The sequence below is a fragment of the Phaeovulum sp. genome (assembly GCF_030684035.1).
In the GTDB taxonomy this organism is placed as follows: domain Bacteria; phylum Pseudomonadota; class Alphaproteobacteria; order Rhodobacterales; family Rhodobacteraceae; genus UBA6213.
In genome coordinates, this window is sequence record NZ_JAUXPI010000023.1 from 1 (window position 1) to 23,266 (window position 23,266).

Genomic DNA, 23,266 nt, shown 5'->3' on the forward strand with positions numbered 1-23,266 from the left:
GATGGCGGCGACGGGGTGGATACGGCGGTTTTCGCAAGCACCGCTCCGGTGACGGTCGATCTGCGGATTGCCACAGCGCAGGACACCGGCCTTGGCCTCGACACTCTGGTGTCGATCGAGAATGTCACCGCGGGCAGCGGCAATGACCGGCTCATCGGCAATGCCGGAGCCAATGTCCTGATCGGCAACGCGGGCAACGATTCGCTCGACGGCGGCGCGGGCAATGACACGCTTAATGGCGGCGATGGCAACGACACCCTGCGCGGCGGTTCTGGCAACGACCGGCTGAACGCCGGTGCGGGCAACGACCTGATCGATGGCGGCGACGGGGTGGATACGGCGGTTTTCGTGAGCACCTCGGGGGTGACGGTCGATTTGCGGATCACCGGTGCCCAGAATACCGGCCTTGGGCTCGACACGCTGGTGTCAATCGAGAATGTCGTCACCTACGGCGGCAACGACCGGCTCACCGGCAACGCGGCAGCGAACATTCTCATTTCCGGCTGGGGCAATGACACGCTCTACGGTGGCGAGGGCAATGACACGCTCGATGCCGGCCTGGGAGACGACTACATCGATGGCGGGCCGGGGATGGACGCGGTGGCTTTTACCGGCCCGACGGCGGTGACGGTCGATCTGCGGATCACCGGAGCCCAGGATACCGGCCTTGGCTTCGACACGCTGGTGTCGATCGAGAATGCCTTCTCGGGCCAGGGCAACGACCGGCTTACCGGCGATGCGGGGCCCAACCAACTCGCCTCCGGCGGCGGCAATGATACGCTCGACGGCGGCGCGGGCAATGACACGTTGAACGGCGGCCTCGGCAACGACGTGCTGACCGGCGGGGCCGGGGCGGATGTGTTCGTTTTCATCACCCCGCTCGGCAATGACAACATCGACCGGATCACCGATTTCGACGTTACGGAAGACTGGCTCCGGCTCTACCAGACCGTCTTTCCCGCCCTCGCGAAAGGTGCGCTGCCCACCACCGCCTTCGCCGCCAACACAACAGGCCTGGCAGGGAAAGCGACGGACCGGATCATCTATGAAACCGACACCGGCAACCTTTACTACGATCCCGATGGCAACGGCGCAGCTCCTGGCCAGCTTTTTGCGATTCTGACCCCGGGGCTGGCGCTCAGCGCCTATGACTTCTTCATCTGGTGAACCCGGCCACCAGAAAAAGCGCCAGGTGCGCTCCTGCCGCTGGCTTCGATGCGCGTCAGTGGCTGCGGCACCTCGCCGATTTGGCCGGTTCGGGTTTGGCAGGCCGTGCGGCACCCCGGCAGTCGCTAGCCGCGCAGGGCGTTGATGAGAATGCGCGGCAGTTTGCGCCACGCCGGGCGATAGAGGAATTCGGTCAGAAGCCGCCCCAGTTGCCGCGCCCGGCGGTGGGTGACAAACCAGGGCGGCCGCGGCAGCAGCGTGATGCCATAGCGCAGGCTGCGTGGAAACGGTGCCCAGGGGGCCCGGATCACCGTGCGCTCGGTATGCGCGAGCATATAGCTGTTGTGCACGGTGCCGATACCCGACTGCACATCCTCGGCGCTATGCCCCGGAAACGCGCCCCAGGGCGTCTGCGCCAGCGAAAACCCGATGCCTGTCCAGCCGTTGATCGCAATGGTGCCATAGCGCAGATCGGCCAGCAGAGCGTCAAGGCGCGCCTGCCCGATCTGGTGCAGAACCGCCGGGTGGATCAGGATGTTGGCACCAAGCGTGCCATGCAGGCCCGCATTCGCCCAGGCGATGGCGGCGCGCAGAAAGGTTTCAGCGTCGGGCGCGGCAAGCCGTTTGAGCGCAAGCATCGGCGCAAACGCTTCGCCACCCTGCACACCCGCCGCGGCATCCGCTTTGTCGAGATCGACCAGCACCAGTGCCGGTGCCACGCCGCGCTGAAGCCGGGAGCTGGCAGCACCCGCCGCCCGAGCGATGCTTTCCATCCGCGCCTCGGCACCCGGATACCATGCCGGGCGCTGCCCCGCCGTTGCCATTACCGCGCCAACGCCCGCCAGCAACGGTTCCGCTGCGCCCCAGCCCTCGGGCAACACCAGAACCTGGCAAGCGACGCAGTTGAAGCCGGAATTGTGCAACTTCTGGGTGGCGATATGTTCGGCCTGAAAGGCGATGTCGGCGCGTGACCACGGCCCCGGCACCACGATGGTCGGGCAAACCGCACCAAGCTCGCTGGTGACCGGGCGCGGGTTCACCCGCCGCCCCGCCGCCTTGTTGGCGGCAGCTTCGGCACCCTGCCCCCAGACGATGGCGTCATGCGTTGCCCCCGCGCCGGTGATATGGATCGTATCAACCAGCGGATGCGTGGCCAGATAGGCCCCGTCGGCCCCGTCGCCCTGCAAGATGCGCAACACCCCGCGACGGATCAACGGTGCCAGCGCCGCCGCCAGCACCGGGCCAAGTGCTGCAAGCACCGGGTTGAGCTTCAGCGCCACTACCTCATGCTCGACCATGAGCTTGTGCAGGCAATCCAGCGGCGCGATCGAGGTGATGTTGCCCGCGCCAAGCACCAATGCCACGCCACCTTGCCGCGCCGCAGCAGGCCCGTCCCAGGTCGGGGCCACATGCGCGGCAAGGTTCTCGGCGGTCACGCCGGGCTGCATCCAGACCTCGGCGCTGATCCCGGAATATAGGATGCGGTCCCAGAGGCTGCGCGGCAGGACCCGCAGCGCCAGTTGCCCGCTCGGCAAGCGGCGCTGGCGCAAGCCGTTGAGGAACCGCTTGCCCGGCAACTGGCGCAGGGTCTCGGCATAGGCATCGCAGGCCGACATAAACGCATAGGGCCCGGAAAGCCATTCCTCGCCTTCCAGCTGCGATCCGGGCGCAATGCCCTTGAGCCGCGACGCGATATTGACCCATTCGGCGGCGACCGGCATCAACGCATCGCGCAACTCTCCCAGAACCGCGATGCGTTCGCCAGCACCGCTTTGCGCCCAGGCCCGGCCCTGGCTGGCCAGTTCTGCCAGCGCCAGGTCATAGCCCGCCCGCGTGGCAGTGCCGGTTGCGCCCTCAGCCACCGCCTGCCGCCAGCTCGCCTCGACTTTTCGCATCGGCTTGCCTCCTCTCGCAGCCGGAATGTGGCGCGGCGCGGCAGCAGCGTCCATGCGAAAACGCCGACGCGCGCGGGGCGCGACGTAAGGTCAGCAGGTGCCGAAGGTTCAGGCCAGTGCGCTGTGGCAGCAGCGCTGCAACAAGCCGATGAAGCGGTTGCCGCCAAGAAAGGCGGTATGCGCGAACCAGAGCTTCATCGGGTCCATCTCGTGCAAAAGGCGCATGCTCACCTCCGGGTTCGCGGCTCCCACGCTCCATTCCGGCACCACACCATAGCCCAGCCCCGCCTCGATCAGTCGCATCACCGAGGTTGAGCCCGAGGCCGAGGTGGCAATGCGCGGCGCGGCCCCCATACGCTGGCCGAGGTAGTCGAGCGCGCGCTGGCGCACCATCTGCCCCGCTTCATAGGTGACAAAGGGGCGGTCACGAAACTGCGCCAGTTCATCCGCAAGCGGCCCGGCACCGGTGGCGGGCAGGCCCCATTCGGCGGGCCAGACCAGCGCCAGCCGGTAGGAACCAAGCAGTTGCTGGGTGATCGCCGGATGGCTGAAGCTGCGCTCGCTGACCGCCGCATCAAGCGCGCCGTCCATCATCAATTTTTCAAGCGTGGTATCGCGTTCAAAAAAGGCCAGCTCGATCTCGGGGGCCTCGCGGCGAAACTCTTGCAGGATCGCCGGAAAGAAATGGTGAAAAAGCGCCTGCGGCACACCGACGCGCAACACCGAATGGACATCGTGCAGCAGCACCGAAATGCGCGACAGGATGGTTTCCAGCTCGTCGCCGAGCGAGGCATGCAACGCGCGGCCTTGCGGCGTGAGGGTCACCCGGCGCGAGCCCTTTTCCGCCTCGATCAGCCGCGCCCCGTACATCTGTTCGAGCCTGCGCACATGGTTCGCGGCAGACTGGTAGGAGATGTTCAATTCGCGCGAGGCTGCGGAAAAGGAACCGGTGCGGGCGACAAGGTGAAAGGTCTGCAACAGCGATATATCGACCTTGGCAGCGCGCTCCTGCCCGCGCCCGCCGTTTTTTCCGCCTGAACCCGCGCTATCCATTGCGGGCCTAGATCGGAACTGCGGTGGCGCGGGCAGGATCGAGCGCCGCGAAAAAGCGGCTCTGGCGCAAGAGAGCCGGGCCGATATCCCCCGGCGAGATCAGCCCGGCTCGCGGCAGGGAACCCGAGCAGATCAGGTCGATCATGGCGCAGGCATGGGCGGCGGTGGCGGTGGCAGCAGCACTTGCTGGCGCGCCTGCCTCATCCGCGGCGGCGCGCAGTTCCTGCCGGGTCCAGACCTCGGGCGCATCCGGTGTGGCGCGCTGGCGAATGGCGATCAGCACCCGGTCGTCGGCGGTTTCCGGCAACGCGGTCGTCAAGAGCGCGCGCAACTGGTAAAGCCGCGCCGCAAGCCCAAGATCTTGCAGCAGGAACTGCATGTAATCGAGATGGCCGGGGTAGCGCAGGGTCTTGAATACCAGCCCGCCCACCTTTCCCGCATGCCGCCGCGCCAGCGCATCAAGGCTTCCCGCCGTGGTAAAGGCCTCGAACTCGGTGCCGCCGAGGCGCAGCGTTTCGGTCTGGGTAAGCGGCGCAAGCTCGGTCAGCGCGCCGCCCTGAAGCGCAAGGCAGGGGTTGGTGTATTCATCCAGAAGCCCGTCGACGCCCCAGATATTGGCATATCCCAGCCGGTTTTCGCGCTTTGCGGGCAGCACGCCGACGAATACCGTGGTTTCAGATTGTGGCCCGGCCTGCGCCAGCAATTCGGCGGCAAGGGCGGTCACATAGCCCGGTGCCAAGCCGCAGCCGGGGGCAAGGCAGAGATCGCCCGCACCGCCCGCCAGCGCCGCCACCTGCGCCGCCGCCCCGGTATCTTCGAAAATGTCGAGATAATTGCAGCCGCGTTCAAGTGCCAGCCGTGCCACCTCGGCGGGGGCCATCGCGGCATCGGTCAGGATCACCGCACGCGCACCTGCAAGCAGGGTGTAAAGGTCATCGCGCAGCCCCGCCCCGGCGAAGGCGGCGGTGTGCAGGCCCGATGCGGCGGCAAGCGCCAGCGCATCGGCATCGCGCGAACTGATCGTGGCGGAAAACCGCGCATCGGCACCCAGCATGCGGGCGATGCGCCGCCCCATCCTCCCCGCGCCGAGCACCAGAACCGGGGTTGCGGCGCTCATGCCCGCGCCCTAGCTGTGGAACCGCGAGAGGAACGCGCGCAACCGCTCGGAAGCGGGGTTGCGCAGAATTTGCTCGGCACTCCCCTCTTCGGCAATGCGGCCACCTTCCATGAACAGCACGCGGCTTGCCACATCTGCGGCAAAGCCCATCTCGTGGGTGACCAATACCATTGTCATGCCGGTATCGGCAAGGCGGCGGATCACCGCCAGAACCTCGCCCACGAGTTCGGGATCAAGCGCCGAGGTCACCTCATCCAGAAGCAATACCTCGGGGCGCATCGCCAGCGACCGCGCAATCGCCACGCGCTGTTTCTGTCCGCCCGAAAGATGCGCCGGATAGGCGCGCGCCTTGTCGGCAAGCCCGACCTGGCCGAGCAGGTCCATCGCATGCGCCTCGGCCGCGGCGCGCGGCTCGCCCAGCACCTTGGTCGGCCCGGCGGTGATATTGCCAAGCACGGTCAGGTGCGGAAACAGGTTGAAATGCTGAAACACCATGCCGACCTTGCGGCGCAATTCGCCGGTGCCGATGGCACCGCCGCGACCCCGGAACTTCGGCGTAACTGCCCGGCCCTGGAACATCACGGTGCCGGAACTTGGCACCTCCATCATGTTCAGGCAACGGATCAGCGTCGATTTGCCGGACCCCGAAGGCCCGATCACCCCCAGCACCTCGCCGGGCAGGAGGTCGAGGTCGATACCCTTCAGCACCTCAAGCTTGCCGAAGCTCTTGCCGAGGCCGCGCACCGATATCACTGCCGAAGTTGTGCTCATGTCGCGCATTCCCTGTCTGCCTCAGTCACTGCGCCGCATCCGGCGCTCGAAATGGTCCGCCACCTGGGTCAGCGGGAACAGCATCGCAAAGTAGAGTATCGCGGCCATGCTGTAGGCTTCCAGAGGTCGGTAGGTCTCGGAAGTGACAACCGAGGTCATGTAGGTCAGTTCCGCCAGCGAGATCGCGTAAAGCAGCGAGGTGTTCTTCAGCTGGATCACCGACTGGTTGATGAAGGCGGGCAGCATGTTCTTGATCGCCTGCGGCATGATGATGTAGCGCATCGATTGCACCCCCGACATGCCGATGGCCGCCGATGCCTCGCGCTGGCCCTTGTCCACCGCCAGAATGCCGCCGCGGAAAATCTCGGCGTAGAACGAGCCGACATAGAGCGACAGCGTCAAGAGCCCTGCCGTGGTGTTGGAAATCGAGATCCCGAGCAGCATCGGCAGCGCGTAATAGGCCCAGAGGATCTGCACCAGAAGCGGCGTGCAGCGGAACAGTTCCTGGTAGCTGCGCGAAAAAAGCCGAAGCCACCAGAACCGCGACAGCCGCGCGTAGCACGAGGCGGCCCCCACCACGATGCCGATCAAAATCGATCCGACGGTATAAAGAAAGGTGATCCAGACCCCCCAGAGCAGAAGGTCGAAAGACTGCATGACCGTGTAGAAATCCCAGTGATAGGTCATCGGGTCGAACTCCTGCGGCGGCGGTAGGAAGATGCGGGCCCCGAGGGGCCCGCAACGGTGGCTCAGCCGTTGATGTCGAAGCCTGCGGGCAGATCTTCCAGCGTGATGCCGAAGGGTTCAAGCCCCATCAGGATCCAGGTCTGGTTGTTGCCGACGCGGCGGTTGAAATCGGCCCAGGCCGAAACGAAGCTTTTCCAGACCTCGTCGGTATCGTAGTTGATGCCGATCACCGAGGGCGAAGACAGGATCGGGGTCGGCACATAGACCGCGCCGATGCCAGCGTTTTTCTTGGTCATCACCATCGAGTTGAACACGGTGTTGATGATCGCATCGGCCTTGCCGGTCTGCACCGCCAGGATCGCTTCGTCGCGGGTCTTGAAGCGCAGGATGTTGGCTTTCGGCAGGTAAGCCTTGGTGATCTGGTCCTGCGCCGAGCCGAGGTCCACCGCGATGGTGTATTTCGGATCATTGAGTTCGGCCCAGCTCAGGCCGCCAAGTTCGGGCTTCGGCGAGATGATGGTGAAGCTGTTGTAGTAGGTCGGCGACGAGAAGCTGACCGAAAGCGCGCGGGTCGGCAGCGCGGTAAGTGCGAAGGCGAGGTCAACCTTGCCCGACTGCACGTCGAGGATCGAGTTGGCCCAGCTCGATTCGACGACTTCAAGGTTCACACCCAGAACCGCCGCCATGTCCTTGCCCATTTCCACCACGAAACCGCGCCATTCGCCGGTGCGCGGGTCCTTGTTGAAATAGGGGTCTTCGTTGAGAATGCCGGCGATGCGCAGCACCCCGCGCGCGCGGATTTCATCGACCTTGTTCGTTTGCGCCTGGGCTGCGGTGAACGTGGCGGTCAGCGCCAACGCGGCCGCCGCGACCCCGGTCATCACCCGTTTGAAGAAAGACATCGGATACTCCCCGTGTTGATGCGGCTGCCGCCGCGGATATGGCTCATGCGCCGACCTTCTGGTCTCGGGCCGGTTGCCACCAAAGCACCCGCTTTCGGGTTTCGGATCAATACAAGATTGAGGGGGCAATATACAAATGCAGTTATATCTTGCGGGCTTTGCTTGCAGATTGCTGCAGTACGACAACAGATGTTTCAAAGATTGTTGTAACTCCGAGGGTCTTTTTTGCATCGCGCGGCGGCGACGGCACCGCTAGCGTTAGGAAAACGCAACCCGGTGACGGAGTCCACCCTTGGCCAAGGCGCAGGATCATGACGTGCTGATTGCCGGGGCGGGCATTGTAGGTGCCTCGGTCGCCTGGCACCTGGCCGAGGCCGGGCTGAAGGTGGCAGTGGCCGATGCCACCGGGCCCGCCGCCGCCGCTTCGGGGGCTTCCGATGGCGCGGTTTCGGTCGCGTCGAAAAAGCCCGGGGTGATGGCGCGGCTGGCTACCGGCTCGCTGCTTTACACCCGCGAGCTTGCGGCGCGGGGGTTGCTTGGCCCGGCCTATGCGGCCCGCCCCTCTTATGTTTTCGGCGCGGGCGAAGACGAGATGGCCGCCATCGACGCGCTGATTGCCAAGCTCGCCGCCCTTGCAGGCCCGGTGCGCGTTTGCGCCGATGGCGGCCCGAAGCTTCTGCCCGGTGCCGGGGCCGGGATCGAGCGGCTGGTGGTGCTGGCGGGCGAAGGCCATATGCCGGGGCACAAGGCGGTGCGCGCCTATCTTGCGCATCCGCGCATCACGCCGCTCTGGCCCGCCCGGATCAACGCCTTTGCGGCCGACGATTCCGGTGTGGAGGTCGATCTTGGCGGGAAGCCTCTGCGGGTGGGCGTGCTGGTCGCGGCGCTCGGCACCTCGACGCCCGCGCTCTTTCCATGGCTTCCCGTGTTGCCGCGCGCCGGGCAACTGATCGTGACTGATGCCGGGCCGGTGGGTGCGCTTCCCGGTTCTCTGACCGCCGCCGCCTATCTGCTGGCCAAGACCGAGGGGCCGGGCCGCGAGGCGCTGCCACCAGTGGTGATCGACCCGCTCGGCACCGGGCAATTCCTGATCGGCTCTTCGCGCGAGGAACACGCCGACCCCACCCGCGTCGATTTTGCCACCTTGCGGCATCTGCTCGCCCGCGCCGCCGCCGCCTATCCGGCACTGACGGAGCGCCGGGTGATTCGCGCCTTCGCCGGGATCCGCGCGGCGGTGTCCGATGGCCTGCCGATCGTCGGGCCAATGCCCGGCAGCCCGCGGGTGATCGTGGCAACCGGCTTTGAGGGCGATGGCATCTGCTTGTCGGCGCTGATTGGGCGCGAGGTGGCGGGCATGGTGCGCGGTGCCAGCCCCGGCGCAGAATGGGCAGCCGATATCGCGGCCCTGGCACCCGCGCGTTTCGACCCGGCCCGGCAGGAGTGCGTGGCATGAGCGGGCAGATTTTCTGGAACGGCACCGCCCTGCCCTATCGCCCCGGCGAAACCGTCGCCACAGCGCTGACCCGCGCCGGGGTACTCCGCTTCGGGGTTGCACCGGGCGGGCAGGCGCGCGGCATTTTCTGCGGCATCGGCCAATGCCAGGGCTGTCTGGTGCAGGTCGGCGCGCGGCTGACCGAGGCCTGCCTGCTACCCTGCCGCGATGGCCTGATGGTCTCTGATGCGGGGGGGCCGCAGCATGGGTGATCCGCGCATTCTGGTGGTCGGGGCCGGGCTTGCCGGGCTTGCCGCAGCGGCGGAACTGGCGTGTGCCGGGCATCAGGTGCTTGTCGTCGATCAGGCGCGGCAGCCGGGCGGCGCAGTGCACCGCCAGCCGCTGCCGGGCGCGCGCTCGCTTGCCAGCCCGGCGCAGGCGCGGCGTTGGCGCGCGCTGATGGCCGATGTCGATGCGCAGGGCGCGCGGATCGAAATTGCCTGCAATACCCGTTTTGGCGGCGTTGACCATACCGGCACCGTGCTGCTCACCGGTGATGCAGCCGCGCTTTTGCAGCCGCAGGCACTGGTTCTGGCGGTTGGGGCCCGCGAAAAGGTGCAGCCGCGCCCTGGCTGGACCCTGCCGTGGGTCACCACCGCTGGCGCGCTGCAAGTCGAGATCAAGACCACGTCCGAACCCCCTGCGGGCCGGGTGCTGCTGGCGGGCTCCGGTCCGCTTTTGCTGGCGCTCGGGGCAGAGCTGGTGCGGCTCGGGCAGCCGCCGGTGGCGATCATCGAGGCGGCGCGGCCGTTTTCGCACCCGCTGCAATCGCTGGCATTGCCGCCGCCCTACATGGTCGAGGCGGCGCGGCATCTGGCGCGACTGGTGCGGGCACGGGTGCCTGTGTTCACCGGCGCGGCCCTGACCCGGATCAGCGAACACGAGGGCGCACTTTTGGCCGAAATTGCCACCCGCAAAGGCAGCCTCGGCCTTGCTGCCGACCGGATTTGCCTGCACGATGGCATCCGCCCCAACGATACCGGCCTGACCGACAGCACGGCGCTGCCGGTGCTGCGCCTTGGCGACTGCCGCGAGGCGCTAGGCGCTGCTGCGGCACTGGCCGATGGTCGCGCCGGGGGGGCAGCACTTGCCGCGCGCCTCGCCGGTCTGCCTGCCCCCGCTGCAAGCAGCGCGCTGGCGCGCGAGGCCCTCGCTCAGGCGCGGCTTGCCCGCATTTACGCGCATGATTCCGCCGCAGCACTTGCCGCCCTGCCCGCAGACACGGTGATCTGCCGCTGCGAGAACCGCACACGCGCCGATCTCGATGCGCTCGGGCCCTCGCCGACCACCCGGCAGTTGCGGCTCGATGGCCGCTTTGGCATGGGTGCCTGCCAGGGGCGCTTTTGCGCCGACTGGGTGGCAAGGCTTGCCCGCCCCGATGCGCCGCAACCGCTTGGAATTCCGCGCTGGCCCGCCCGCCCGATTTCGGTGGCCGAACTGCTTGCCGCCCCCGATCTGACCTCAGGAGAATTCGAATGACCCTTGCCGCACCCGCCCGCGCGCCGCGCGCCGCCCGCTTTGTCGTAGCCAATCCGTTCAATGGTGCCGTGCTGTCCGAACTTGCCGAGGCGAGCGAGGCCGAGGTTCTGGCGACCGTCGCGCGCGCCGGTGCCGCCGCCGCCGCCTTTCGCGGTTCCACCCCCTATGAGCGGCGCGCGCTGCTGAACCGGCTTGCGGAACTGGTGGAGCGTGATGCGGAAATGCTGGCGCAGACGATCAGCGCCGAGGTCGGCAAGACCATCACTGAGGCGCGCGGCGAGGCGCGGCGGGCGCAAAACACGCTGCGGCTTTCGGGCGATGCCGCGACCTTTCTCGATGGCGAGGTGCTGCATTGCGGTATCGTTTCGGGCGGCAAGGACCGGCAGGCGGTGGTCACCTATGTGCCGACCGGGGTGGTCGCGGCGATCACTCCGTTCAACTACCCGGTCAACCTGCTCTGCCACAAGCTCGGCCCCGCCATCGCGGCGGGCAATGCGGTGGTGGTGAAACCTTCGCCCAAGGCCCCGCTTGCCGCCGACCATCTGGTGCGGCTGACCCGCGAGGCGGGCTTTCCCGCCGATCTGGTGCAGATCCTGCACGGCGGGGCCGAACCCGCGCTGGCGCTTGCCCGCGCGCCGATCGACCTTTTGAGCTTTACCGGCGGGCCGCAGGCCGGGCTGGCGCTCAAACGCGCCTCGGGCCTCGTGCGCTGTCTGATGGAACTTGGCGGCAATGACCCGCTGTTTGTGCTGTCCGATGCCGATCTGGATGCGGCCGCCGCCACCGCGGTCGGGCACCGCTTTGAAATTGCGGGGCAAAGTTGCGCTGCGGTGAAAAAGCTTTATGTCCACGAGGCGGTGCAGGATGAATTTACCGAGCGGTTGCTGGCGCTGGTGGCAGATCACCGCTACGGCGACCCGGCCGAGGATGCCACCCAGATGGGCCCGGTGATCGATGCCGCCGCCGCCGCCGACCTTGCGGCGCGGTTGCGCGAGGCCGAGGCGGCAGGGGCACGGCTATTGGCGGGTGGCACGGCGCAGGGCACGCTTTTCGCCCCCACGGTCATTGCCGATGTGCCATTGACGACCCGCCTGCTGGCCAGCGAAACCTTTGGCCCGGTGCTGGCAATGCGCGCGTTCAGCAGCCTCGATGCCGCCATGGGCGAGGTCAACGCCTCCGAATTCGGCCTGCAAGCCGGCATCTTCACCAATGACCACGCCGCGATCCGGCAGCTTTCGCGCGGGCTACAGGTCGGCGGGGTCATGGTCAACGAAGGCCCCGATTTTCGCGCCGAACATGTGCCCTTTGGCGGCATCAAGCGCTCCGGCCTTGGTCGCGAAGGCGTGCGGATTGCGCTGCGCGAAATGTCCGAAACCCGTGTCGTGATCGACTGATCGCCTTCAATAGGAGCCCGCCATGACCAGCCTCACCCGTTTCGACGGCGTCTTTACCGCGCTTGTCACCCCCTTCACCGCGACCGGCGCAATTGACTGGGCCGCATTTGACCGCCACCTTGACCGCCAGCTTGCGGCGGGCATTGCCGGGCTGGTGCCAGTCGGCACCACCGGCGAGGCGGCGACGCTTGACGAAGACGAGGCGCTGGCGCTGATTTCGCGCACCAAAGCTCGGGCCGAAGGGGCGGCCTATGTGCTGGCAGGCACCGGCAGCAACTCGACCGCCAAGACGGTTGCCGCAACCCGCCGCGCCGTCGAGGCGGGGGTTGATGGCGTGCTGGTGGTCACGCCCTATTACAACAAGCCCACGCAGGCCGGGCTGGTGGCCCATTTCGCGGCAGTTGCCGAGGCGGCGGGGGCGGCGGAGGTGATGCTCTATTCGGTGCCGGGCCGTGCCGGTGTGGCGATTGCGCCGCAAACGGCGGCAGAGCTTGCAGCGCGCGCGCCGAATATCGTGGCGATCAAGGAGGCGGGGGGCGATGCGGCCCGCGTCACCGCGCTTCGTGCTGCCTGCGGGGCGGATTTCGTGGTGCATTGCGGCGATGACGGGCTGGCGCTGCCGTTCTTCGCGCTTGGCGCGCGCGGCCTTACCTCGGTGCTGTCGAACTACGCCCCGGCGGAATGCGTGGCGCTCTGGCAGGCATGGTTCGGCGGGCGTTTTGCCGAGGCGCTCATGCTGCATGAACGCCTCGCCCCGCTTGCCGCCGCGATGTTCATCGAATCGAGCCCCGCCCCGGTCAAGCACGCGCTGGCGCACGCGGGGCTGATGGGGGCCGGGCTGCGGTTGCCGCTGGTCGGGCTTGCGCCCGCCTCGGCCGCAGCACTTGCAACCGAACTGGCGCGCTTCGCCGCGGCCTAGGCGCGCGCCACCTCGGCAAGAGCCGCATCGTAGAGCGCGAGCCCCGCGCCCTCGGCGCTGGCCCCTTCGGAAAGCGCCCTGCGCCAGCCGCGCGCGCCCGGGCGGCCATGGAAAAGCCCAAGCATGTGGCGGCTGACCTGGTGCAGGCGACCGCCGCGTGCCAGATGCGCGGCGATATAGGGGCGCATCGCCTCGGCCACCGCAAAGGCATCGCGCGGGCCGGGCAGGCCGAAAAGCCGCGCATCGGTGGTGCCAAGAATGTTCCAGGGCTCATGGTAGGCGGCGCGACCCACCATCACCCCGTCGAGCCCCTGCGCCAGCAGCGCCTCCGCCTCGGCAAGCCGCGCCACGCCGCCATTGAGCGATATGTGCAGATGCGGGTAGGCCCGCTTCATTGCCAGCACCAGCGGGTAGTCAAGCGGCGGCACCTCGCGGTTTTCGCGCGGGCTGAGCCCTTGCAGCCACGCCTTGCGCGCGTGGATGATGAACCGGCTGACCCCCGCCGCCGCGACGGTTTCCAGAAATGCGGGCAGCGCCTCGGACGGGGTCTGCTCGTCCACCCCGATCCGGCATTTCACCGTGACCTCAACTCCCGCCACCTCGGCCATTGCCGCCACGCAATCGGCGACCAGCGCCGGGGTTTTCATCAGCACCGCGCCAAAGGTGCCCGCCTGCACCCGGTCCGAGGGGCAACCGCAGTTGAGGTTGATCTCGTCATAGCCCCAGCCCGCCGCGATCCGCGTGGCTTCGCGCAGCTCGGCCGGGTCGGAGCCGCCAAGCTGGAGCGCCACCGGGTGTTCGGCAGGGTCGTAATCCAGCAGCCGCGCCCGATTGCCATGGATCAGAGCGGGCGCGGTGACCATTTCGGTATAGAGCAGCGCGCCACGGCTGATTTCGCGGTGGAAACGGCGGCAGTGGCGATCTGTCCAGTCCATCATCGGTGCCACCGCAAGCCGCGCGGCGGCGCGGGCGGGGCTGATCGGCAATGGCAGATGGTCGTGCAACCCGGGCTCTCCTTGCGCAGCGGCGCTCCGCGCGCCCTAGCACAGCGCAGGCCCGAGCGAAACCCGCGCAGGGCCCGCTTTGGCGCATGGTGGCGGTGCCCGGCGCGCGCTATAGCGGGGCAAACCCGTTCCGGAGAGACCCGATGACAATCCGCCTTACCACCCTTGCGCACGGCGGCGGCTGCGGCTGCAAGGTATCGCCCGCGCTGCTTGACGAAATCCTGTCGGGGCTGCCCGCGCAGTTCCGCGACCCCGCAATGCTGGTCGGGATCGAGACCAAGGATGATGCCATCGTCTATCGCATCAACGAAACCACCGCCATCGTGGCGACCACCGATTTCTTCATGCCGGTGGTTGATGATCCCTTCGATTTCGGAGCCATCGCCGCCGCCAACGCGCTTTCCGATATCTACGCGGTCGGCGGGCGGCCGCTTTTTGCGCTGGCAATCGCCGGCATGCCGGTGGGGCTGCTCGGTCCCGAAACCATCGGCGCGATCATGGCCGGAGGCGTCGATGTGGCGGCAAAGGCCGGGATCATGATCGGCGGCGGCCATTCGATCGACGCACCCGAGCCGATCTACGGCCTCGCCGTGGTCGGCATCGTGCACCCCGACCGGATCAAGCGGAATTGCACGGCGCGGGCGCAGGATGTGCTGGTGCTGGGCAAGGCGCTTGGCGTCGGCGTGCTCAGCCATGCGCTGAAACAGCACGGGCTTTCGGCGCAAGACTATGCCGAATTGCGCGCCACCACCACCAAGCTCAACGCGATCGGCGCGGATTTCGGCGCGATCGAGGCGGTGCACGCAATGACCGATGTCACCGGCTTCGGTCTGATCGGCCATCTGCGCGAAGTTTGCGAAGGTTCAAACCTTGGCGCGCGGCTGCGGCTGGCCGATATTCCGCTGCTCGCCGCCGCCGTGCCATATGCGCAGGCTGGCCACAACACCGGGGCAGGAACCCGCAACCGTGGCGCGCATGAGGCGCATGTGTCGCTGCCCGAAGGTCTGCCGGACTGGCACCGCAACCTGCTTTATGACCCGCAGACTTCGGGCGGGCTGCTGGTTTCGGTGGCCCCCGAGGCGGCGGGCGCGGTGCTGGAAATGTTCCACGCGCAAGGTTACGCCGCCGCCGCGATCATCGGCGAGATGGTGGCGGGCCCGGCGCGGGTTGCCGTGCTGGGCTGAGCGGCGCGCGGCACTGATTGCAGCGCGCATTGCGCGCGCGCCTCGCCCGGTACCGCTTCGGGCTGGCGGCGCTTTGAAAACGGCGAAGGCGCCGTCTTGCGACGGCGCCTTGCAAAAACGGGTCTGGCAGATCAGCGCTTGGAGAACTGGAAGCTCTTGCGCGCCTTGGCCTTGCCGTATTTCTTGCGCTCGACCACGCGGCTGTCGCGGGTCAGGAAGCCTGCGGCTTTCAGCGCGCCGCGCAGCTCGGGCGTATAGAGTTGCAGCGCCTTCGAGATGCCGTGCTTGACCGCGCCAGCCTGGCCCGAAAGCCCGCCACCCGCAACCGTCGCCATCACGTCGAATTCGCCTTCCACACCGGCCACGGTGAAGGGCTGCTTGAGGATCATCTGCAGCACCGGGCGGGCAAAGTATTCCGCCATCGGCTTGCCATTGACCACCACCTTGCCCTTGCCCGGCTTGATCCAGACGCGGGCGACCGCGTCCTTGCGCTTGCCGGTGGCATAGGCGCGGCCCAGCGCATCGCGCTGCGGCAGCCGGGGGGCCGCAACCGGTGCGGCGGCGGCAGGGGTGCCCGCCACGGCGGCTTTCAGATCGTCGAGGGATTTGAGGTCTTCAACCATCTTCATGCGCTCCGGGTGTTCTTCGGGTTCAGCGAGGCAAAGTCGAGAACTTCGGGCTGCTGCGCTTCATGGGGATGCGCGCTGCCTGCATAGACGCGCAGGTTCGACATCTGCTGGCTGCCAAGGCGGTTGCGCGAAATCATCCGCTCGATCGCCTTGATCACCACCCGCTCGGGATGCGCGCCATCAAGCACCTGGCCTGCGGTACGGAACTTGATCCCGCCCGGAAAGCCGGTATGCCAGAAGTATTTCTTGTCGGCACGCTTGTTGCCGGTCATCTGCACCTTGTCGGCGTTGATGACGATCACGTTGTCGCCCATGTCCATGTGCGGCGTGAAGCTTGGCTTGTGCTTGCCGCGCAAGCGCATGGCGACGATCGTGGCGAGACGGCCCAGAACGATGCCTTCGGCATCAATCAGGATCCATTTCTTTTCGATGTCCGCCGGTTTTGCGGTGTAGGTTTTCATCGGCTTTCGGCCCTTCGATGGCTTTATGCGCTTCGGATGTGGGCTTTTGCGGCAAATACCGGCGCAGGTCAAGCCAAAAACCGCCTTGTTTTTTAAGTGCAAACAATGGGTTGCGAAATAGGTATCATATTACCCCATACCCAGCCACGGAATCGCCGCGCTCAGCGCTTTGGCGGCAGCGAATAGGTCAGGCTGGCGCGGGCTACCGGCTCAACCACCGGCTCCGAAAAGATCATCACATCGCCCACCGCCAGCCTGCGCCCAAGCTTCAAAAGCCGCGCCTCGGCGATCAGGTCGCGCCCGGCCTCGGGCTTGCGCAGGAAATCGAGGCTGGCGCTGGTGGTCACCGCCAGCGCCAGCGGGCCGACATGCGAAAGAATGGCAAGGTAGAAAGCGACATCGGCAAGCGCAAAGATCGAGGGGCCGGAAACCGTGCCGCCGGGGCGCAGATGCCGTTCTGCCACCCGCAACCGCACCGCCACACCACCGGGCAGCAACCTTTCGATGCTGAAATCATCGGCGACCTGCGCGAATTCGCGCGCAAGAAAGGCGGCAAGCGCCGCCTCGTCCATCTGGTGTTGCATCTTCCCTCCTGCATCGCCCGGCCCTAGAGTTTCGGCAAAAGGGAGGGAATGACAATGGCCGAATTGTTCATGCGCGAGGATGCGGGCGGCGTGGCGCGGCTGGTGATGACCTCGCCTGCCAACTACAACGCGCTTTCCGATGCAATGCTGGCCGCACTGAAGCAGGCTTTCACCGCGCTTGCAGCCGACGCTTCGGTGCGCGTGGTGGTGCTCGCCGGTGCGGGCAAGGCCTTTTGCGCCGGGCATGACCTCAAGGAAATGCAGGCAGGCCGCGCCGCGCCCGACAGGGGCCGCGGCTATTTCGCCGACCTCTTCGCGCGCTGCGCCGAGGTGATGCAGATGATCCCGGCGCTGCCGCAGCCGGTGATCGCCGAGGTGCACGGCATCGCCACCGCCGCAGGCTGCCAGCTGGTGGCCAGCTGCGACCTGGCGGTGGCGGCCGAGGGCACCCGCTTTGGCGTGAACGGCGTCAACATCGGGCTGTTCTGTTCAACCCCGATGGTCGCGCTATCACGCAATGTGCCGCGCAAGGCCGCCTTCGAGATGCTGACCACCGGCGCGTTCATCGACGCCGCCCGCGCCTGCGAACTGGGGCTGGTGAACCGGGTGGTGGCACCGGAGGCGCTGACCGCCGAGACCGCGGCGCTTGCGGCGCTTGTGGCGGGCAAGCTTGGCGCGGCGGTCAAGATCGGCAAACGCGCGTTCTATCAGCAGATCGAGATGGACCTTGCCGGTGCCTATGCACATGCGGCCGGGGTGATGGTGGAAAACATGCTCTGGCGCGACACCGACGAGGGCATGGCGGCGTTTCTGGAAAAGCGCAAGCCGGACTGGGCTTGAACCAGGCCGGGGGCCTCTGCCCCCGGACCCCCGAGGATATTTGACTGAAGCAGAGACGGGCCCGATCAGCCCACGTTGGCGAGGAACGGCACGTTTTCCAAAAGCCAGTAGGACATCTGCGAAAAGCCGCCGGTCAGCATCAGGAGGCCGATGGTCCACAAGAGCAGGCCCATGATCCGCTCGATCCGGCCCATATGGCGCTTCATGAAGGCCATCACCCCGCCCATGCGCGGGAAAAACGCCGCGATCAGCAAAAACGGAATGCCAAGCCCCGCCGCGTAAACCGCAAGCAGCGCGCCGCCCCGCGCGATGCTGTCATCTAGCGCGGCAAGCGACAGGATCAGGCCAAGCTGCGGCCCGATGCAGGGGGTCCAGCCGAAAGCGAAGGCCAGACCCAGCACATAGGCCCCGAAAGAGGTGCCGCCGCGATCGCCCGCATCCATCCGCGCCTCGCGGTCGAGGATCGGGATGCGGATCACACCCAGAAAATGCGCGCCAAAGATCATCACCACGATCCCGGCAGCGGTGGCAAACCAATCCTGATTGCTGAGGAAGAACTTGCCGAATGCCGAGGCGGTAAAGCCAAGGATCATGAACACCGTCGAAAGCCCGAGCACGAAGAAAAGCGCTGGCACCACCGCGCTTCGCCGCCCCTCGCGCAGATCGCCGACGCCGACACCGCCCATATAGGCAAGATAGGGCGGCACGATCGGCAACACACAGGGGCTCAGGAAGGAAAGCAGCCCCGCCAACAGCGCCACGAAGGCTGCGGGCAGAAAAGATGCATCTATGAGGTCTATTCCGAACATAGCCAAGCATTACTCCCGCCAATTGCCGATGTCACCCGGGCAAGTATCACAACTGCGTGGACAAATCGCCCCAGCCCGCCTATCTGCCCGGGCATGAAGATTGCCGAAGATATCGACGCGCTCGGGCTGCTCTGCCCGCTTCCGGTTTTGCGGGCGCGCAAGGCGCTGGCGCGGATGCGACCGGGGGCGGTGCTGCGGCTTCGCGCAACCGATGCCGCATCCTGGCTGGACGTGCCGCACTTTTGCGCCGAAGCGGGGCATGAGCTCTTGAGCGCCGAAGATGCGGGCGGGGTCTTGACCTATCTGATCCGCCGCAGCTGAAGCCAACGCAAAACGCCGGGCACGAGAAGGCCCGGCGTTTCGAAAGTGTCAGCCCGCTCAGCGCGCCAGCGACCACCAGCCGCGCTTTTTCTCCTTTGGCGCGGCTTCGGCTGCGGCTTGCGGCGCAAGCGGTGGTTGCGGTGCCAGCGTTTCCGCCACCGCAGGGGCCGTGTCAGCCACCAGCGGCGGCACCTCGGCGGCTGCGGCAACCTGCGGCGCTGCCTCGGCCTGGCTTGCGGCCGCTGCCTTGGGTTTGCTTGACCGGGTCCGCGCCGGTTTGGCGGCGGCGGGGATCGCGGCGGCCTCGGTCTCGGCCTTCACCCGCGGTTTGCGGCTGCGGCTCGAGGTCTTTTTCGGCGCTTCTGCTGCGGCCTCGTCGGGTGCGGTGGCGACAGGCTCGGCAGCCGCTGCCACGGGCGTTTCAGCCGAGGGTTCGGCGCTTGCCGGGGTAGCCTCGGCTACTGGCTTTGGCTTTGACGCCCGTGAACGGCTGCGTGCGCGGGAGGGTCTGGCAGCGCCGGTCGCCGCTGCGGCGGGTTCCGGCGCGGCTTCGGCTTCGACGGCAGCGGGCGCGGCATCATCGCCCTCGTCGCCTTCGTCGTCATCACCCGCAGCATCCGCCTCGCCGCGCTCTGCGCCATCGGCACCCGGCTTGCGCTTGCGCCGCCGACGGCGCTTTTTCTTTTTCGGGCCTTCGTCGCCGGCCGCGGCCGGCCCAGATCCGTTGGCTCCCGCCCGGGTCGGTGCCTCGGCCTCGTCCTCCTCATCGGCGTCGTCGACGATGTCTTCGTCTTCCTCGTCGATCTCGGCCATAAGGCGCGGGTCGGCGGAATGCACGGCATGCGACACTTCGGGCACGTTGCGCGTGGCGGTCTTGAATTTGTCCAGGCTGAAATCGGGGCTGATCAGATCGGGGTCGGCCTCGATGCGCACCGAAAGCCCGTAGCGCATCTCGATGCCCGCAATATGGTCGCGCTTGGCGTTCATCAGGTAGTTCGCCACCGCCACCGGCACCTTGACCAGCACCTCGCGCGAGCGTTTGCGGGTGCCCTCTTCCTCGATCTGGCGCAAGATCTGCAACGCCATGCTGTCGTCAGACCGGATCAGCCCGGTGCCATGGCAATGCGGGCAGGGCTGCGTGGTCATTTCGATCATGCCGGGGCGCAGGCGCTGGCGGCTCATTTCCATCAGGCCGAAGCCCGAGATGCGCCCCACCTGAATCCGCGCCCGGTCGGTTTTCAGCTTTTCCTTCAGCCGTTTCTCGACGCTGGCATTGTTGCGCCGCTCTTCCATGTCGATGAAATCGATCACGATCAGCCCGGCAAGGTCGCGCAGGCGCAATTGCCGCGCAATCTCTTCAGCCGCCTCAAGGTTGGTCTTGAGCGCGGTCTCCTCGATCGAGCCTTCCTTGGTCGAGCGGCCGGAGTTCACGTCGATCGCCACCAGGGCCTCGGTGATACCGATCACGATGTAACCGCCCGATTTCAACTGCACGGTCGGGTTGAACATCGCGCCAAGATAGCTTTCCACCGCAAAGCGGGCGAACAACGGCAACTGGTCGGCGTAGTGTTTCACGTTCTTGGCATGCGACGGCATGATCATTTTCATGAAGTCTTTTGCGGTGCGATAGCCGCGGTCGCCTTCCACCAGAACCTCGTCGATCTCCTTGGAGTAAAGATCGCGGATCGAGCGCTTGATCAGATCGCCCTCTTCATAGACCGGTGCAGGGGCGATCGAGCGCAAGGTGAGATCGCGGATCTGTTCCCAGAGCCGCATCAGATATTCGTAATCGCGCCGGATCTCGGTGCGGGTGCGCTGGCTGCCAGCGGTGCGGATGATCAGGCCCGCGCCCTGCGGCAATTCCATTTCGCCAGCAATTTCCTTGAGCTTCTTGCGATCGACGATGTTGGTGATCTTGCGCGAAATGCCGCCACCGCGCGCGGTATTGGGCATCAGAACGCAGTAGCGCCCGGCGAGGCTGAGATAGGTGGTCAGCGCCGCGCCCTTGTTGCCACGTTCTTCCTTGACCACCTGCACCAGCAGGATCTGGCGCACCTTGACCACTTCCTGAATCTTGTAGCGGCGCGGGCGCGGTTTGCGGTGCGACTGGATTTCTTCCGAAAGATCCTCGTCAGCGACAGATTCGATGTCCTCGTCGGTTTCCGAAGCATGGTCGGCGGCCACATAGGTTTCGGGCTCGTCGCCGTTGGCATGGCCATTGGCCGGGGCAACCACCTCGGAGACGTCGCTGACCGGCGCGGCCGCATCAGCGGGCTCGGCGGCCTCGGCCTCCAGATCGACCACGCCCATGCCGGGAATGTCTTCGCTGCGCGTCACCGCATCGGCTTCTGCGGCGCGCTCGGGCCGCGAGGTGCTGCGGGTCGCTGCCGAGCGGCGGCGCGGGCGGCCGTTTTCTTCGGCTTCCTCGCGCTCGGCATAGGCGCGCTCTTCCTCGATCAGCGCCTGCCGGTCGGCTACCGGGATCTGGTAATAATCCGGGTGGATTTCGGCAAATGCCAGAAAGCCGTGGCGGTTGCCGCCGTAATCGACAAAAGCGGCCTGAAGCGATGGCTCCACCCGCGTGACCTTTGCCAGATAGATGTTCCCGGCCAGTTGCCGCTTGTTTACCGTTTCAAAGTCAAACTCTTCGACCTTGTTTCCGTCCACCACCACAACGCGGGTTTCTTCCGCGTGGGTGGCATCGATCAACATCTTCTTTGCCATGTGTCCAGTTCTCGCACGCGCCGCCGCGCAGCTGGCCTGGAGGCCGCGCGCGTTTTGGGGCGTGATATGTTGCGGCGCTGAAACGCGCGGCCAAAGCCAGCGGCGCGGCGACCAGTCGCCTGTCCACCCCCTGCTGTCTTGCCGTCGCGCGCGTCATTGCCATTTGCCCAAAGCACCCCGTTGCCGAAGCACCCATGATGAAACCCGTGGCCATTCAAGACCTTGCGGGCGAATTTGCGGCCTCGCGGCCAATCGGATGGCGTCCGCGCCCGCCACCAGCTTCGGGCGGCATCAGGGCGCATTACCAGCGAATCTCATGCGCATCGGCAGGCGCGCATGGCGCACCCTCGACACTGCGGCGACATTAGCGGTCTCGCGGGCGCAAACACAATCGGTTTTTCACGCAGCGCAGACGTTCGCCTACCCCGCATGGCACCGCCGCAGCACCGGAACGCGCTGCCAGCGCCAGGCTTTCCGCGCCCCGGCACCCGGGCGGTTCAGAGGTAATCGCCCCGGCTCAACCCGTATTTCGCCATCTTTTCATTCAGGGTGCGGCGCGGCAGGCACAGTTCATCCATCACCGCGGTAATCGCGCCCTTGTGGCGGCGCATGGTGTTGTCGATCAGCATCCGCTCGAAATTTTCCACATAATCCTTGAGCGGCTTGCCCTCGGTGGTCATCGCCGGGCCAGCGTCTTCGTTGTCGGCCATCAACAGCGAGGCGATCGAGCCGGTGCCGCGGCGATTTTGCAGCACTGCCCGCTCGGCCACATTGATCAGCTGGCGCACATTGCCCGGCCAGGGTGCCTGCAAAAGCTGCGCTGCCTCCTGCGCGGTAATCACCGGGGCCACGCAGCCATATTCCTCGGCGAACTGTTCGGTCATCCGCGCGAACAGCGTCAGCATGTCTTCGCCCCGGGTCCGCAGCGGCGGCAACAGTATCTTCAGCGCGGCCAGCCGGAAATACAGATCCGGCCGCAGCGCATCTTCAACCGTGCGACCCTCGCCGTGGGTGTTGCAGATGGCAATCACCCGGGTTTCCGCCGGGGTGCCCTGCTCGTTGATGAAGGTCAGCAGCCGGGCTTGCAGCCCCTGGCTCAGCGCCTCGACATCTTCAAGGCAAAGCGTGCCGCCGCGCGCCTCCTCGACCAGCGGCAGCCCGCTGCCCTCGCCGGTCGGGCCAAAAAGCTTCGCCGCAAGCACATCCTCGGTGTAGGCGGCACAGGAAACCACCACGAACCGCTTGCCCGCACGCGGCCCAACCGCGTGCAGCGCATGCGCCACCAGCGTCTTGCCGGTGCCGGTCTCGCCGTCGATCAGCACATGGCCATCAGCCTGCCCGAGGTCGAGAATATCCTCGCGCAGCCGCTCCATCGGTGCCGAGGCACCGATCAGCTTGCCCATCACCTGCGCGCCTTCCGCCAGATCGCGGCGCAACGCGCGGTTATCAAGCGTCAGCCGCCGCGCCTGCGTCGCGCGCTTGGCAAGTTCGGTCATGCGGTCGGGATTGAACGGCTTTTCCAGAAAATCCATCGCCCCAAGCCGCATCGCCTCCACCGCCATCGGCACATCGCCATGGCCGGTGATCATGATCACCGGTAGCGCCGAATCGAGGCTCATCATGCGCTTGAGGAACGCCATTCCATCCATGCCCGGCATCCGGATATCGGTAATGACGGCGCCCGGCCAATCGGCACCGACCACCTTCAAGGCCTCTTCGGCCGAGGCGAAGGCAACGGTGTCGAACCCCGACAACGCCAGCCATTGCGAAACCGACTGCCGCAGGTCTTCCTCGTCATCGACGATTGCCACTTTCATCATCCGAGCCATCGCAT

At 66.5% G+C, this 23,266-nt stretch carries 22 protein-coding genes; 9 read left to right on the forward strand and 13 right to left on the reverse strand.

The window, feature by feature from the left end:
• Positions 1–1,167, forward strand: a 1,167-nt coding sequence (locus Q8J98_RS06030) for a calcium-binding protein (protein WP_305293581.1), incomplete at its 5' end; no start/stop codon positions are given.
• Between the two features lie 125 nt (positions 1,168–1,292).
• Here Q8J98_RS06030 and Q8J98_RS06035 read toward each other — a convergent pair.
• The 6 genes from Q8J98_RS06035 to Q8J98_RS06060 all read right to left on the reverse strand — a co-directional run bounded on the left by Q8J98_RS06035 (position 1,293) and on the right by Q8J98_RS06060 (position 7,592).
• A complete protein-coding gene (locus Q8J98_RS06035) occupies positions 1,293–3,062 on the reverse strand; it encodes an aldehyde dehydrogenase family protein (RefSeq protein ID WP_305293582.1) in 1,770 nt (589 codons plus the stop codon).
• Positions 3,063–3,170: 108 nt separating this feature from the next.
• Positions 3,171–4,115 (reverse strand): LysR family transcriptional regulator, encoded by a 945-nt coding sequence (locus Q8J98_RS06040; protein ID WP_305183309.1) that lies wholly within the window; start codon positions 4,113–4,115, stop codon positions 3,171–3,173.
• Positions 4,116–4,122: 7 nt separating this feature from the next.
• Positions 4,123–5,232: a saccharopine dehydrogenase C-terminal domain-containing protein gene (locus Q8J98_RS06045; RefSeq protein ID WP_305183310.1), complete on the reverse strand. Its 1,110-nt coding sequence runs from the start codon at positions 5,230–5,232 to the stop codon at positions 4,123–4,125.
• A gap of 9 nt (positions 5,233–5,241) precedes the next feature.
• Complete coding sequence (locus Q8J98_RS06050; RefSeq protein ID WP_305183311.1) at positions 5,242–6,003, reverse strand: amino acid ABC transporter ATP-binding protein; 762 nt, start codon at positions 6,001–6,003, stop codon at positions 5,242–5,244.
• Between the two features lie 21 nt (positions 6,004–6,024).
• Entirely contained in the window at positions 6,025–6,690 is a 666-nt protein-coding gene (locus Q8J98_RS06055) for an amino acid ABC transporter permease (protein WP_305293583.1), read from the reverse strand.
• Between the two features lie 62 nt (positions 6,691–6,752).
• Positions 6,753–7,592 (reverse strand): transporter substrate-binding domain-containing protein, encoded by an 840-nt coding sequence (locus tag Q8J98_RS06060; RefSeq protein WP_305183313.1) that lies wholly within the window; start codon positions 7,590–7,592, stop codon positions 6,753–6,755.
• 292 nt (positions 7,593–7,884) lie between these two features.
• On the opposite strand from Q8J98_RS06060, the gene Q8J98_RS06065 reads away from it, so the two are divergent.
• From Q8J98_RS06065 to dapA, 5 genes are read left to right on the forward strand one after another with little or no spacing between them, the layout of a single operon-like run.
• Entirely contained in the window at positions 7,885–9,045 is a 1,161-nt protein-coding gene (locus tag Q8J98_RS06065) for an FAD-binding oxidoreductase (RefSeq protein WP_305293584.1), read from the forward strand.
• Positions 9,042–9,296 (forward strand): 2Fe-2S iron-sulfur cluster-binding protein, encoded by a 255-nt coding sequence (locus Q8J98_RS06070; RefSeq protein WP_305293585.1) that lies wholly within the window; start codon positions 9,042–9,044, stop codon positions 9,294–9,296. The genes Q8J98_RS06065 and Q8J98_RS06070 overlap by 4 nt, the downstream gene beginning before the upstream one ends.
• Positions 9,289–10,563, forward strand: coding sequence for an FAD-dependent oxidoreductase (locus tag Q8J98_RS06075; protein WP_305293586.1), 1,275 nt, complete (start codon positions 9,289–9,291; stop codon positions 10,561–10,563). Before Q8J98_RS06070 ends, Q8J98_RS06075 begins: the two co-directional genes overlap by 8 nt.
• On the forward strand, positions 10,560–11,957 hold the full coding sequence (locus Q8J98_RS06080; protein ID WP_305293587.1) for an aldehyde dehydrogenase family protein: 1,398 nt from the start codon (positions 10,560–10,562) through the stop codon (positions 11,955–11,957). Before Q8J98_RS06075 ends, Q8J98_RS06080 begins: the two co-directional genes overlap by 4 nt.
• Positions 11,958–11,979: 22 nt before the next feature.
• The gene (gene dapA / locus Q8J98_RS06085; RefSeq protein WP_305293588.1) at positions 11,980–12,876 is read left to right on the forward strand and encodes a 4-hydroxy-tetrahydrodipicolinate synthase; all 897 of its coding nucleotides are present in this window, start codon (positions 11,980–11,982) and stop codon (positions 12,874–12,876) included.
• Here dapA and dusA read toward each other — a convergent pair.
• Entirely contained in the window at positions 12,873–13,814 is a 942-nt protein-coding gene (gene dusA / locus Q8J98_RS06090; protein WP_370868066.1) for a tRNA dihydrouridine(20/20a) synthase DusA, read from the reverse strand. The genes dapA and dusA overlap by 4 nt on opposite strands.
• 209 nt (positions 13,815–14,023) lie before the next feature.
• Between dusA and selD the strand changes: the two genes are divergently transcribed.
• A complete protein-coding gene (selD, locus tag Q8J98_RS06095; protein WP_305293589.1) occupies positions 14,024–15,064 on the forward strand; it encodes a selenide, water dikinase SelD in 1,041 nt (346 codons plus the stop codon).
• Between the two features lie 131 nt (positions 15,065–15,195).
• Here selD and rpsI read toward each other — a convergent pair whose 3' ends face one another.
• The 3 genes from rpsI to Q8J98_RS06110 form a co-directional block, all read right to left on the reverse strand.
• Positions 15,196–15,687 carry a 30S ribosomal protein S9 gene (rpsI, locus tag Q8J98_RS06100; RefSeq protein ID WP_305183320.1) on the reverse strand — a complete coding sequence of 164 codons (492 nt, stop codon included), beginning with the start codon at positions 15,685–15,687 and terminating at the stop codon, positions 15,196–15,198.
• A 2-nt stretch (positions 15,688–15,689) separates the two neighbouring features.
• Positions 15,690–16,154: a 50S ribosomal protein L13 gene (rplM, locus tag Q8J98_RS06105; protein ID WP_305293590.1), complete on the reverse strand. Its 465-nt coding sequence runs from the start codon at positions 16,152–16,154 to the stop codon at positions 15,690–15,692.
• Between the two features lie 161 nt (positions 16,155–16,315).
• The gene (locus tag Q8J98_RS06110; RefSeq protein ID WP_305183322.1) at positions 16,316–16,738 is read right to left on the reverse strand and encodes a PaaI family thioesterase; all 423 of its coding nucleotides are present in this window, start codon (positions 16,736–16,738) and stop codon (positions 16,316–16,318) included.
• Positions 16,739–16,792: 54 nt separating this feature from the next.
• Between Q8J98_RS06110 and Q8J98_RS06115 the strand changes: the two genes are divergently transcribed.
• Complete coding sequence (locus tag Q8J98_RS06115; RefSeq protein ID WP_305293591.1) at positions 16,793–17,578, forward strand: enoyl-CoA hydratase; 786 nt, start codon at positions 16,793–16,795, stop codon at positions 17,576–17,578.
• Positions 17,579–17,643: 65 nt separating this feature from the next.
• Here Q8J98_RS06115 and Q8J98_RS06120 read toward each other — a convergent pair whose 3' ends face one another.
• Positions 17,644–18,387 (reverse strand): cytochrome c biogenesis CcdA family protein, encoded by a 744-nt coding sequence (locus Q8J98_RS06120; RefSeq protein ID WP_305293639.1) that lies wholly within the window; start codon positions 18,385–18,387, stop codon positions 17,644–17,646.
• Positions 18,388–18,480: 93 nt separating this feature from the next.
• Between Q8J98_RS06120 and Q8J98_RS06125 the strand changes: the two genes are divergently transcribed.
• Positions 18,481–18,708 (forward strand): sulfurtransferase TusA family protein, encoded by a 228-nt coding sequence (locus Q8J98_RS06125; protein ID WP_305183324.1) that lies wholly within the window; start codon positions 18,481–18,483, stop codon positions 18,706–18,708.
• 57 nt (positions 18,709–18,765) lie between these two features.
• Here the strand turns inward: Q8J98_RS06125 and Q8J98_RS06130 are convergent, their stop codons facing one another.
• Together Q8J98_RS06130 and Q8J98_RS06135 are read right to left on the reverse strand one after the other, a co-directional pair.
• Positions 18,766–21,432 carry a ribonuclease E/G gene (locus tag Q8J98_RS06130; RefSeq protein WP_305293592.1) on the reverse strand — a complete coding sequence of 889 codons (2,667 nt, stop codon included), beginning with the start codon at positions 21,430–21,432 and terminating at the stop codon, positions 18,766–18,768.
• A 497-nt stretch (positions 21,433–21,929) separates the two neighbouring features.
• Entirely contained in the window at positions 21,930–23,261 is a 1,332-nt protein-coding gene (locus Q8J98_RS06135; protein WP_305293593.1) for a sigma-54 dependent transcriptional regulator, read from the reverse strand.
• Positions 23,262–23,266: the final 5 nt, after the last annotated feature.